7 protein-coding genes are annotated in these 13238 nt (G+C 57.4%); 5 read left to right on the top strand and 2 right to left on the bottom strand.

Annotated elements, in window-relative coordinates:
- Positions 1 to 721 precede the first annotated feature (721 nt).
- The 5 genes from DBAC_RS09425 to DBAC_RS09445 all read left to right on the top strand — a co-directional run bounded on the left by DBAC_RS09425 (position 722) and on the right by DBAC_RS09445 (position 7913).
- The gene (locus DBAC_RS09425) at positions 722 to 2935 is read left to right on the top strand and encodes a type I secretion system permease/ATPase (RefSeq protein ID WP_015774063.1); all 2214 of its coding nucleotides are present in this window, start codon (positions 722 to 724) and stop codon (positions 2933 to 2935) included.
- Complete coding sequence (locus DBAC_RS09430; RefSeq protein WP_143890875.1) at positions 2932 to 4374, top strand: HlyD family type I secretion periplasmic adaptor subunit; 1443 nt, start codon at positions 2932 to 2934, stop codon at positions 4372 to 4374. Before DBAC_RS09425 ends, DBAC_RS09430 begins: the two co-directional genes overlap by 4 nt.
- Positions 4375 to 4428: 54 nt before the next feature.
- The gene (locus DBAC_RS09435; protein WP_015774065.1) at positions 4429 to 5097 is read left to right on the top strand and encodes a response regulator; all 669 of its coding nucleotides are present in this window, start codon (positions 4429 to 4431) and stop codon (positions 5095 to 5097) included.
- A gap of 229 nt (positions 5098 to 5326) precedes the next feature.
- Positions 5327 to 5986 carry a response regulator transcription factor gene (locus tag DBAC_RS09440; RefSeq protein WP_015774066.1) on the top strand — a complete coding sequence of 220 codons (660 nt, stop codon included), beginning with the start codon at positions 5327 to 5329 and terminating at the stop codon, positions 5984 to 5986.
- A 577-nt stretch (positions 5987 to 6563) separates the two neighbouring features.
- Entirely contained in the window at positions 6564 to 7913 is a 1350-nt protein-coding gene (locus DBAC_RS09445; protein WP_015774067.1) for a dihydrolipoyl dehydrogenase family protein, read from the top strand.
- A gap of 83 nt (positions 7914 to 7996) precedes the next feature.
- Here DBAC_RS09445 and DBAC_RS09450 read toward each other — a convergent pair whose 3' ends face one another.
- Together DBAC_RS09450 and DBAC_RS09455 are read right to left on the bottom strand one after the other, a co-directional pair.
- Entirely contained in the window at positions 7997 to 11110 is a 3114-nt protein-coding gene (locus DBAC_RS09450; protein ID WP_015774068.1) for a PEP/pyruvate-binding domain-containing protein, read from the bottom strand.
- A 120-nt stretch (positions 11111 to 11230) separates the two neighbouring features.
- Positions 11231 to 13156, bottom strand: a complete 1926-nt coding sequence (locus DBAC_RS09455) for an SLC13 family permease (RefSeq protein WP_015774069.1) — start codon at positions 13154 to 13156, stop codon at positions 11231 to 11233.
- Positions 13157 to 13238 lie beyond the last annotated feature (82 nt).

A 13238-nucleotide genomic window follows, 5' to 3' on the forward strand; every position in this document is an offset into this window, starting at 1 on the left:
AGGCCGCGAAATCTCACCCTTGAGCAAATCTCGCGGCCTCCCGCCACAGAGGTTACGGTAACGATAGTCGTCCCGGTGAAAAAGGGCTCAATGTCTTTTCACTACCTGAAAAGCATGGATCCACCCCGACGTATACCAGCCCACTTGCCCAGGCTACGCACTTCGCCAGGCACACGTAGGCGGGGATCACTTTTGCGGCACATTCCGAATTCTTTCAGCAGTCCCTGACAATGATCTCTCGCGATGTTTCGCACTGACCTCCTGGATGACCCTCTCTCCTCCCGCATCCTCCCTGAGCACGGCATGTCCTGAGCACACGCTATATGTTTATATGCATTTGTGCGGACATTTCAAAATACAATACATACTAAAATATGCATAAATAGGATCCAAAAATACTGATCCTTAGGAATAATTCTACCCTCTCCGCTCATGTAATGTCTAATTATACGGGAAAGGCCATCACCCCCTCAAAGGCAGCCCACCCCGTATCACTGATCTTCAAACAGCACGGCACGGCGCAAATCCTCCCGGACACCACTTCAATCGTGACTGCCGGGAAAAAAAACTCGCGAGCGTGCTTCTCAAACGGCGAGAGAATCATTCGGAACAAAATCCGGAACATTTGTAGCTCGTCAAATTTGTGCAACATTTCAATAAGATGCCTGCAACGCGCTCACAGCGTAAGCGGTCATCAAAACACGCAAGCAAGGAGAGTCAGATGCTGCAGGAGTCGCAAACAACCAACGGCGGAACTATCCAACCCGTCGTCTCGGAACGAACGGAAAGCCAGGCAACGACCGACGCGCTTTCCGGGTGCCTTCTCTTTGTCGCCAAACATCACGGCCGCGTCCTTTCGCCCGCGTCCCTCCTGTCCGGCCTGCCTCTCGACGCGCAGGGGCGGCTGACTCCCGGCCAGGTCGAAGCGGCCGCCCGCAACGCCGGCATGTCTGCCCGCATCGTCAGGAGTCCTCTGTCACAGGTCGCGCGCTTCGCCCTGCCGGCCGTGCTCTTTCTTGAAGACGACCAGGCCTGCGTACTCGTGGAGATGGACGGCGAGAAACTGACCGTCGCCCATCCGGCCCTCGAAGAAGGCGTCAAGGTCATGCCCCGCAAGGAACTTGAAAAGCTCCACGCGGGCCACGTCCTCTACCTCCTGCCCATCAGGGAGGAGTCTGCGCACCAACGCCCTTCTCTCAAAACCAAAGGGCATTGGTTGTTGAGCGCCCTGCTCAAAAACTGGCGCTCGTACTCCCAGGTCATTATCGCGGCGGCCATTCTGAACATCCTGGCCCTGGCCTCGCCACTCTTCGTCATGAACGTCTACGACCGGGTAGTGCCCAACAACGCCCTGGAAACCCTCTGGGTGCTGGCCATCGGCATGGCCGTTGTCTTTGTTTTCGACTTCGCCATCAAAAGCCTGCGCGCCTACTTCATCGACAACACCGGCAAGAAGATCGACGTTGAACTGGAGGGCAGACTCTTCGACCAGCTCCTGAACATGCACCTCAAGGACAAGCCCGCCTCGGTGGGCTCTTTCGCCAACCTCCTGCGCGAACTGGAAGTCCTGCGGGATTTCTTCACCTCGGCCACGCTGGTGAGCTTCGTGGACCTGCCCTTCATTCTGCTCTTCATCGCCATGTTCTGGTACATCGGCGGCCCCATCGCCTTCGTTTTCATGGCCGTCCTGCCCATCACGATCCTCATCGGCCTGGCCATCCACGTGCCCATAAAAAACTCCGTCGAGGGCGCCATGGCCAAAGGCAACGGCAAGCACGGAGTGCTCGTGGAGACTTTGAGCAACATCGAAACGGTCAAGGGCCTGGGCTGCGAGGCGACCATGCGCCAGCGTTGGATGCGCGACACGGCCGACAGCGCCAGGCACGCGATCCGCTTACGCTCCCTGTCCCACCTGGCCATGAACTTGACGGGATTCGTGCAACAGTTCGCCTACGTGGTCATCATCATTGTCGGCGTCTACCTGATCAAAGACGGCACGCTGACAACGGGCGGGCTGGTGGCCTGCTCCATCCTGAGCGGCAGGGTCATGGCCCCCTTCGCCCAGATTGCCCAGCTCCTCACGCGTCTGCACCATACCATGAACGCCTACTCGGAGTTGGACAAGGTCATGAGCCTGTCGGTCGAACGCACGGATACGCACTCTTTTCTGCATAGGCCGCAATTGGCGGGAAACATTGAATTCCGCGACGTCACCTTCTCCTACCCTGGTTCAAAACTCCCTGCCCTCAAGGGGTTGAACCTGCGCATCGCAGCCGGCGAACGCGTGGGCATCGTGGGGCGGACCGGTTCGGGCAAGTCAACACTGGGGAAACTGATATTGAGTCTTTACACCCCTGATCAGGGCTCGGTGCTGGTGGATGGAGCGGACCTGCGCCAGGTCGACCCGGCGGATCTGCGTCGCTGGACCGGATACATGCCCCAGGATGTGGCGCTGTTCCAGGGTACGGTTAGGCAGAACATCTGCATGGCGCATCCCCAGGCTTCGGACCAGGAAATCCTGCAAGCCGCTCAGATATCGGGCACCCACGACTTCATGCGCACCAACCCCCAGGGCTACGCCCTGCACGTAGGGGAACGCGGCGGCACCCTTTCCGGAGGCCAGCGCCAGGCCATCTCCATCGCCAGAGCGCTGCTGCGCAACCCGCGCATCCTGGTCATGGACGAACCCTCCAGCTCCATGGACTCCCAGTCCGAGGCGCTGCTGCTGCAACGCCTCAAATTATTTCTGGACGGAAGGACGCTGGTGCTGATCACCCATCGTCCCTCTCTCCTTGAACTGGTGAACCGTCTGGTTGTCATTGACGACGGCCGGGTGGTGGCGGACGGGCCCAAGGACGTGATCGTGCGGCAACTGCAGTCCGGAGGAATTCCCGTCAATCAAGACATGCAGCAGCAACCGGGGGCCAAACAATGAACACCCAGCACAATCCTGTCGAATCTGCGCCCAGCGCGCCCGGACCCGAAACAGCACCGCCAGCGCCCGCGCAAAACGATTCACGCGCATCCACCGAGCCTGCGGGAGAGCACGCCTGCCGGGAACAGCAGATCCGGAATTTTGCGATGGAACTGGATGACATGACCAGGCGCAGCAGGATTACGCACAACCTCCTGCTCATCGTCATCGCCATGTTCTTCACGGCAGCCATTGCCTGGGCGGCCCACGCTCCTCTGGACGAAGTGGTGCGAGGCATGGGCAAGATCATCCCTTCCACGGAAATCAAGCGCATCCAGAATTTCGAAGGCGGCATCGTCAAGGAAATCCTGGTGCGCGAAGGCGAAGAGGTGACCAAGAACCAGCCGCTGATCCTTCTTGATCAGACGCAGATGACATCGCGGTTTCGTGAGCAGCAATCAAACTATCTCGATCAGACCCTGGCCATCGCCCGCCTGGAAGCGGAGCTGGCAGGGAAGGACACCATAGTTTTCCCGGCCGAAGTGCAGGACCAAAAGCCGCATCTGCTCAAAAACCAAACCGAGCTTCTGCGCTCTCGCGCCGCCAATCGGCAGGCCGCCCTGTCCGTTCTTGAATTCGACAGGCAGCAGCGTCTGCAGGAACTCAAAGAGCTCAAGAGCAGGCTGAGCTATCTGCAGAGCAACCATGCGCTCCTGAAAAAGGAAGTAGACATGACCCGGGCCATGGTTTCCAAGGGGGCCGCGTCGGAAATGGATCTTTTGCGCTCCCAGCGCCAGCTGATGGAACTCGCGGGACAGATCGCCGATGCGCGTATCGCCATTCCCAAAGTGAACGCCACCCTTGAAGCGGCCGCGCACCGCATCGAGGAAGGAGAAAGCAACCATCGCACGGAAATACTGCAGGAGCTCAATACGATTCGCACGGAAATGGAAGGCCGCAAGGAAACACTTCCGGCCCTTGAAGACCAGGTGAACCGCACCACCGTCCGCTCTCCTGTTGACGGCACCGTGCAGCGGGTCTTCGTGACGACCATTGGCGAGGCTGTCGCACCAGGCATGGAGATGCTTGAAATCGTGCCCAGGGAAGACACCCTCCTGGTCGAGGCGAAAGTGGTCCCGGAGGACATCGCCTTTCTGCATCCCGGGCAAAATGCGGATGTCAAGATCACTGCCTACGATTTTTCCATCTATGGAAGCATGACGGGAAAAGTGGAACATATCAGTGCCGACGCCATCACCGACGAACAGAAAAAACTCAGCTACTACCTCATCAAGGTCCGCACCGATAGCGCGTCACTGACAAGCAAGAATGGCAAGGAACTCCCCATCATCCCGGGCATGGTGGCTCAAGTGGATGTGTTGACCGGCAAGAAAACCGTGCTTGAATACATTGTTAACCCCATCATCAAGACTGCCCGAGGCGCCTTGCGTGAACGGTAGGGGGTTGAACTCCGCGAGACCGCGTGGTAAAGTTTTCATTGGGAGAAATTTACCATGAAAAAAAGAGTTCTGCTGGTTGAAGACGATGAGCTGCTTCGTTTAGGTCTGAAGTCCATAATTCAGACCAAAAAAGAATACGCAATTGAAGCCGACACGGCGAGCGGCAAACAAGCCATCCGCCTCTTCGACTCCAATCATCCCGACATTGTCCTCCTTGACCTCCAGCTGCCTGATATTTCCGGCATCGAGGTATTGCGTCACATCAAGCGGATCGCACCCGAAATCCCCGTGGTGGTACTTACCTCTCATGAAGAAAACGAGCTGCTTTTCGAGGCGCTGGAGTGGGGAGCAAACTGTTACGTGCTTAAAGGGGCAGGGCCGGAAGAACTGCTTCTGGGTATCCATTACGCGCTGCTAAACGAGATGTTCGTCAGCCCGAAACTGGCCAAGCTCATCGTCGAGGCCTACCTCTTCGTCAATCGCCAGCGTAAGTCCCTGCCGCCTTTGGCCGACCTTACGGTGCGGGAAAAGGAAATCGTCAGACTCGTCATCGACGGGAAAAAGAGCAAGGAGATCGCCGACACGCTCTTCATCAGCGTCAAAACCGTTCACAAGCACCGCTCGAACATCCTGGAAAAACTCGGCCTCAACAATCTTGCCGACCTTCGCCAGCGCAAAATGTATGTTCTCACCGAAATGCTGGAAGAAGACCTCACCGAATAGCACGCCCTCTACAGCCTGCCCTTCAAAATACAACCGACGGGGGAGGCTGATTTTCATTATTACATATTATTACCTAAAGCATTTCAAAATACATAATTATTGCCATTGTTGATGATCTCCATCGTCATGTAAACTCCTTCCAAATACTCTCGTATACGCAATGCCTGTATACGTTATTTCAACGACAGAGCTGCTGCCATGCTGGAGAATAATCCGGGAGTGACACGCCTTGGAAAAAAGCAATTTTCTACTGGTTGAAGACGATCATCTTTTGCGCATGGGACTCAAATCCATGATCGACATGCATGACGGCTACACGTGCGGGTCGGACGTCGCTACCGGCAGGGAAGCCCTGCATTCCTTCAGACGAAACCCTGCGGACATCGTCCTGCTGGATCTGCAACTGCCGGACATGTTCGGAACGGAAGTCCTGAAGAAATTGCGCAAGATAGATAAGCAGGTCAAGGTTGTCGTATTGACCGCCCATGAAAACGGCGATTTTCTTTATGAAACACTGGAATACGGCGCCAACGCATATGTTCTTAAAAGCGAAAACCCCGAAGAACTTTTCATGGCCATAAAATGCGCATTGAACGACGACCTGTTCATCAGTCCCAAACTCACCAAAAACATCATCAAGGACTATATCTTCACCACACGACAGCGAAAAGGCTTGTCTTCCCTGCAAAACCTCACGCCGCGTGAAATTGATGTGGTGAAGCTGATTTTCAAAGGCAAGAAGAGCAGGGAAATCGCGGAAATCCTGGCCATCAGCGTCAAAACCGTCGACAAGCACCGCTCGAACATCCTGCAGAAAATAGGCATCCACACCTTCAACGAACTGCGTCAAGGAGGGATGTACTTCCTTGATCTTCTGAACCAGAATTAATTCCCTGACAGAATACTTCGCACTAGTCCTTGCGGAATTCAAAATTTGCAAAGCGCAGAGCCCTTGCGTTCGAAAAAAATACCCCCACTTGTTTCAACAATTACAAATAGTTAAGACAATTCAAACCTTTTCACAGGCTTTCACAGCGGCGCGATGATCGAAAACATCCCGACGGACGGGAATCCGTCATCACAGCATACCCCGCTCCTCTCCCCAAAACCAAATCTCCCCGCGACCATGCACAGAAAAAAACATCCGCGTCTGATTTTTCATTCTTCATGATTTGAAAAATTGCAGAATTATCTGTATCCGTCATCATGAACAACCCATATCTTGCCCTATCCTCGTGCTACGGCAATGAATTGGCACCGCTCACCACGCTACGACCACGATCTGCGAATCGACTGTTTTTTGCAAATGATCATGCTATGTTAAGATTTCAAACACATACGACAAATCGCTACAGTGATATATATCTCAAGAGAAAGCACGAGTCACGTAACATTCATTTTTTATTGGATATGATTACGACATTCCCGAAAACCGGGTCATGAAATCTGAACAAACGGAGTTACTTTTGAAAACCCGAAAATTCGACGTCATCGTCCTGGGCTCCGGAGTCGCCGGAGGCCATGTTGCCACACGCTGCCACAAGGCCGGACTGAGCGTGGCGCTGGTGGAAAGCCACGGTTTCGGGGGCACCTGCCCTCTGCATGGTTGCGAACCCAAGAAAGTGATGGCCGATGCCGCAGAGACTGTGGAACGCTTCAACAATGCCTCCGGATCAGGCCCGGTCGGCTCCGCCAAGCTCGACTGGGTGGAACTCATGCGCTTCAAACGCACCTTCACGGACGACTTGCCGGACAAAATCCAAAAACACTACGAAAAGCTAGGCATCCACACATTCACTGCGGCCGGAATCTTTGCCGGACCAAACACCATCGTCAGCGGAAATTCACGGCTTGAAGCCTCCCATATCTGCATTGCAACCGGCTCAACTCCCAGGGAGTTGCACATCCCGGGCAGCAGTCTGCTGTCTTCCAGCAACGATTTCTTGGCCATGCCAACCCTGCCGGAGAGGATCGCCTTCATCGGAGGCGGATTCATAGCCTTTGAAATGGCCCACATTGCGGCAGCGGCCGGTGCGCACGTAACGATTGTTCATCGCAGCCAGCGGTTTCTCAAAAAGTTTGACGCCGACCTGGTGAAGCGACTGGCTGAACATCTGGAAAAAATGGGGGTGAAATTTTATCAGAACTGTCCACCCCACTCCATCGAAAAGGATGGCAGCGCGTTGGTATTGAAAGCCGGAGAAGACGGCAGCCAAAGCTTTGCGGCGGACGCAATCTTCAACGCGGCCGGGCGTATCCCAAACCTGGCGGACCTTGACCTGCCCACCGGCAACATCGACACGCACAAAGGAGGAGTCGCCGTCAACGCCTGCATGCAGAGTCTCTCCAACCCTAGCGTATTCGCTGCCGGAGACGTCATCGCCGAAACCATGCCCCTCACTCCCGTGGCCAGCGTGGAGGCGGAAGTCGTGGCCAAAAACATCATCGAAGGCCCAATACACGAAATCAGCAAGGACGTGACGCCATTCGCCCTGTTCACCTACCCGCCGCTGGCAGGCGTGGGCATGCTCGAAGAAGAGGCGCACGAGCAGGGCTTAGGATTTGATGTCATCCATGGAGATTCGGCAGGGTGGTCGGAATACCAGCGCATCGGGCAGCAGTGCGCGGGATTCAAGCTGCTGGTCGATAAAGAGACGCGCCAACTCCTCGGGGCGCACGTTTTGGGTGACGCGGCAGAGGAAACGATCAACCTATTCGCACTGGCCATGCGCAAGAAGGTCGATGTGGACGAATTGCGATCCATGTTGTGGGCATACCCGTCTTTTGGGTACGCAATCAAATACATGTTCAGATAACTTAACATGCTGTTCTAAAATACCAAAATCCACAGCGGGAGCGGTCGACCGGCCGCTCCTGCGATTTGTGCAATTCGGGGGGCCTACTCTCCTGATCGCTTTTCTTCCTGCACGGCACCATCCATTTCCAGATTCCGGAAAAAGGCCGTGGTGTCTCCCTTGGCCCAAAGGCCGACGTAACCGGCAACGGGCCGGGGGGCAGTGAAACGCAGACTGCGCCCATCAACCACGCGGGCGGTGATCTCCTTCCCCATCACCCTCACCTCAAGACCAAACCAACTGCCCACAGACATTTTCATAGCGATCCGCGTCAAAAACTGTCTGGTGTTGTTCACAAATTCGAGCAGTTGCAGCTCCCCTGCGGCGGCATCTGCAGCCAGCACCAGACAATTTCCCACGTTGGCCAGGCCGAAAGCCAGCCCGGCGGCGAGGTCCACGCATCCGGCCTCGATGCGCACATCGACCCGGATGCGTCCATCTTCGTGCCGACTGTCACGCTTCACGGCTACGGGATAGTAGTGCCGGGCATGCCGCTTCTCCAAAAATTTCCGGTACCGTTCGCCCAGCACCGAACTCGCCGCAAAATGCAGCGCGCACGTGACTGTCTGCCCCATACGCGCCCCGTCCTGCATGATGACCTCCAGGCCGTCCATTTCAGAAAGGGACCATTGGCCGAAAGATGCGTAAAAACCGGGAAGGCGCTTTTCGGAACGATCCAGAAAATCATATTCCTGCCTGAAGAACAACTCGGTCAGAGTCTGCACCTCCGTCTGGTTCGGGATAGCGAGATCGAGCAGCCTGCTGCACCCCAGCAGACGGCCGGTCTGATCCAGAACATCTTCCATTGCCGGACAGTCAAGACCTCTGAGAGCTGCCTGCAGCATGTCCCCGCTGATCTCGACCTCGTAGCCCAGTCGGCCAAGAACATTGGATAAAAACTCGATGCGCAGGGCCTTGCCGGAACTGGTGCCGGCCCCGCCCGAAAACTGCAGGGTTATGATGTTGGCATCCGGCTCATCCGAACAGAGCGCATCCAGATTCGAATAATGGTATCCGAACTTGACGCTCAGGTTCAGATATTCGGCGGAGACCAGGGCGTAGGATTTCGTTTGCAGCGGCACGGTGCCTCCGGGCCCCATGCTCCCGGACATGAGGGCCATGAAGTTGCGCCCGCTGATGTCCACGTTACCGGCCCAGGTCACCCCCGGATGGGCCAGGCCCCGCCATAGCGCGGCCATGGGTTTGGAACGGATGTGCTCCGGGCGAATCTCGTCGCAGGTACGCAGTCCCTCGGCCAATCCGCCGCCCAGATCAATGAAATGCATGGCCAGGGGAATATTGGCGCTCATGCTGCGCGAAACCAGGGATTCACCGGCGAGCCTGGAGATGTTGAACATTTCCTCCATGGCCTTTTCGTGGGCGAAGCGGATCAGGTCATGCAGAGTGCGACACCCCCCGGGGGTGAACTCCGGCGATTTGGGGTCGGTCAGATTGAGGGGAGAAATGCGTTCCAGCAGTTCGCGCAGATGCCTGCCAATGGGCCCACGGCCTTCATCTTCTTCCCTGCCGGGCAGCTTTCGGGCCAGTTCGGGGATGAGGCCCTGATAGACCTCCCCTTCTTCCGCCAGCAAGGTGATCTCTTGGCCGGTGGATATTCTCGTCGTGGCCTCGCGGGTGTCCATGAGGGCCGGGACATTGAACTCCCGCGCCACGGAAGCCAAATGGCTGGCCACTCCGCCCAGATCGGTGATCAGCCCTCGGGCCCGGCTCATGTAGGGGGCCAGATCGGGCGCGGCCGTACGGGCGACAAGGATGGCATTTTCAACCTGGTCCGGTTGCAACTCCGCCGAAACAAGAACCGCCTTGCCCGAAACCCTGCCGGGTGATGCCGTTTGACCGGCGGACAAGATCAGCTCCATGCCGTCAGTCTTCAAGGCGGCCGCGGGTTTGTCTACCTTGGTCATGCCCAAGGGGCGCGACTGAAGAAAAACGATCCGCCCTTCCGCATCTTCCGCCCATTCGATATCCTGCGGCGCGCCGAAATGGGCTTCGAGCCGAAGTCCGGAGCGCACCAAATCAACGACGCTCGAATCCGCCAGCGCAGGCGTCATGTTTTCCGGATCATCGCCTTTGGGCTGGACGCTGCGCCGGGCGATTGACAATGAGTCACGATCAACCCGGTATACATCCGGCGAGGCGGTCCCCCCGACCACCTGCTCGCCCAAACCCAGGGCCGCGTCGATACGTGCTTGCCTAGCCGTCGGGATGGAAGGATCGACAGTATACAGGACGCCGCTGGCCCTGGCATCGACCAAATCCACGGCGGCCACGGCCATGGGTGTGGCCGCGTCGGACAACCCGTACCGCAACCGGTACAGGATGGCGCGAGGCGTGTATTTACTGGCCAGAACTGTGCGATAGGCCGTGGGCAGATCCTTTTCTTCAACCGGAAGCACACTTGCGTACTGACCGGCAAAAGAGGCCGCGGTGTCCTCTCCCACGGCGCTGCTGCGAACTGCCATGCGTGGTTTGCGGCCAAGTCGCCTGGACAGCGCAAGAAATTCACCCTGCATGGCCTCCTCCAGAGCGCCTGGCAACGGAGCGGCCAGAATTTTTTCCCGAATCAGTCGACACGCCTCGCCCTTGTCCGCCGCGTCCGGATCAAAATCGGCCAGCATTTCTTCCACGGGCTCAAGCAAGCCGTTATCGCGCAGAAAGAGATCAAAGCCTGCCGTCGTGACGACAAACCCGTCCGGAGCCGACAGCCCGAGCACATTGGTGATCTGCGCCAAATTGGCGGCCTTGGCGCCGGCCAGAGGCACGTCTTTTGCGCCCAGTTCCGCGAAAGACAACGTCAGGGGGCCGTCGATGACCGGCCTCGTGCGCTGGATCAAGGCGTCAAGCTCCCCGGCCACGGTATCAAAAACGGATAAAATCTCCTCGTACCGATGACCTGAAAGCTCATTCAAGGATTCCACCAGCCCCTTGACCTGAACCAGAAGCTCCGTGCCACGACGCTGGATGAAGGCCAAAGTGGCCAGACCAGCCCCCCGGTCCAGCATTTCAAGCTCAGCCAGGATGCGCAGAGCGCGATGATTGTGCTCCAGAAAGGCATCGTAATGCCGAAAACGTCGCGAGGCCTGACCGTCCTGGTTCGCCAGCAGGTGGCAGGAATCGTGCTTGGAAAATAAGGGCATGGAATTCTCCGCAAAAAAGAGTGCAGACGGTCTATGTCACGTCATCCAGTTCACAAACCAAACGCCACCGCATGGCTCAAGCATCAGCCTTGCCGTTTTCATCCGTACCGAAGGTTCATGCTAGAGAGGCCAAAACCATACCAGAAGCGGAAGCCCCAGGGCGACGACCACGCAGTCCATGGGTAGGCCCATGCGCCAGTAATCGCCAAAACGAAATCCGCCGGGGCCGAGGATCAGGGTGTTGTTCTGGTGCCCGATGGGGGTCAGGAAAGCGCAGGAAGCGCCGATGGCAACGGCCATCAAAAAAGTGTCCGGATTGACGCCGAGCTGAATCGCCGCGCCCAGCCCGATGGGAGCCATCACGGCCGCCGTTGCGGCATTGTTCATGAGATCGGTCAAAACCATGGTCGTGAGCATGACCACGGCCAGTCCGACAAGGGCATTGCCCTGGGCCACATTTTCCAGCAGCAGGCGCGCGATCAGATCGGCCGCGCCGGTATGCTGCATGGCTCCGGCAACCGGCAGCAGCGCTGCCAGCAGCACAATCACCGGCCAGTCCACCGCCTCGTAGACAGAACGCAAGGGCACGATGCGCAGCGCCATGGACGCGAGCACTCCGGCGGCGAACGCCACTGCCGCAGGCAGCAGTCCCAGAGCCGCCAGGCTCACGGAAATCACCATGATGCCCGTGGCCATGAGCGCTTTGCGTTTGTCGGGAATGCGCAGATCCCTCTGCGCCAAGGGCACGCAGCCGGAATTGCCGGCAAACCCGCTCAAACGGTCACGTTGCCCCTGCATCAGCAGCACATCGCCGGGCTTGATCCGCATTGAACGCAATCGCGCCATGCTGCACTCGCCCTGACGGGCAATAGCGAGCAGGTTAATGCCGTACCGCGTTCGCAGCAGCAGGTCGCTGGCTGAACTTCCGACAATTTTGGATTCCGGCAATACCGCCATCTCCATCAGCGCAGTCTCTTCCGTGCGCGGAGAGTCCTCGGACTCTTCGGTTGCCGCGGCAAGATCCGCGCGATCTTCGGGATTGTCTTCGAAGGTGGCCGGTTCAGCGTCACCCGCGCCCGGCTCCTGCGCTTCCAAGACATCAAAATGATCTTCATCGACAGGCTTGGCATCTTTATCGTCAGGAGCATCCGGCAGCTTGTCCTCTTCCAGCTTGAGACCAAGCCGCATGAGCACCTCGTTCAGAGCCCCCACGTCTGCCTCCAGAACCAATATGTCTCCGGCATGCAGAATCTTGCCGGGCCGGGGAGAACGGACATGGATATCGTTGCGCACAAGATCCAGCATTTGCGCATCAAGCTCCTGCAGAACCGCCTTTATTTCCTGCACCTGCTTACCTTCCGTGACGCTGCCTTCCGGCACGCGAACCTCGGTGACGTAGGCGCTCATCTCGAAACCAGCCGCTCCCGCCTGCCTGCGCGCCGGGACAAGACGCCAGCCAATGAGGACGATAAAGACAATGCCCGCCAGGGTCAGCGGCAGGCCGACCAGCGAAAAATCGAACATGCCAAAGGCGTCCGTGTTCGGCTGGTTTGCGCGAAAGCCCGCGATGATAAGATTGGGTGGGGTCCCGATCAGGGTTGTGGTGCCACCCAGAATCGACCCGAAAGCAAGAGGCATCAAGACCTTGCCCGGAGGCAGGTCCAGACGTCCGGCAACCTGAATTGCGACCGGCATCAGCAAAGCCAGTGCGCCGACATTGTTCATGAAGCCGGAAAGCACGGCAGCCAGGGTGACCAAGGCCGCGATGCTGAGCGTCGGACCGGCGTTGGCCGGCAAGACAGTCCGGGTCAGCACATCGACCGCGCCGGAGGATTGCAGACCACGACTCAGCACCAGCACGCAAGCCACCGTAACCACGGCGGGATGACCAAAACCGGCAAAGGCCTCCTGCGGTTCGACCAGGCCGAGAAGGACGCAAACCACCAAGGCACCGATCGCAACCATGTCGTGCCGCCATTTTCCCCATAAAAACATGCCGATGGCAGCGGCTATAATCGCCATGACGAGAGCCTGGTCAAAAGTCATATTCGCCTCTCCCCCGGGATATTCAGTTCATATGCAACATGTTTTCTTCAACAAAATGCCATGAAAAATCATTTCATAAAAA

This window comes from Desulfomicrobium baculatum DSM 4028 (assembly GCF_000023225.1).
Lineage (GTDB): Bacteria > Desulfobacterota > Desulfovibrionia > Desulfovibrionales > Desulfomicrobiaceae > Desulfomicrobium > Desulfomicrobium baculatum.

What these genes read in the sequence shown, in the direction of transcription:
- DBAC_RS09435 (WP_015774065.1), top strand. Translation starts at nt 4,429, where the DNA reads ATGAAAAAAAGAGTTCTGCTGGTTGAAGACGATGAGCTGCTTCGTTTA.
- DBAC_RS09450 (WP_015774068.1), bottom strand. Translation starts at nt 11,110, where the DNA reads ATGCCCTTATTTTCCAAGCACGATTCCTGCCACCTGCTGGCGAACCAG.
- DBAC_RS09425 (WP_015774063.1), top strand. Translation starts at nt 722, where the DNA reads ATGCTGCAGGAGTCGCAAACAACCAACGGCGGAACTATCCAACCCGTC.
- DBAC_RS09430 (WP_143890875.1), top strand. Translation starts at nt 2,932, where the DNA reads ATGAACACCCAGCACAATCCTGTCGAATCTGCGCCCAGCGCGCCCGGA.
- DBAC_RS09455 (WP_015774069.1), bottom strand. Translation starts at nt 13,156, where the DNA reads ATGACTTTTGACCAGGCTCTCGTCATGGCGATTATAGCCGCTGCCATC.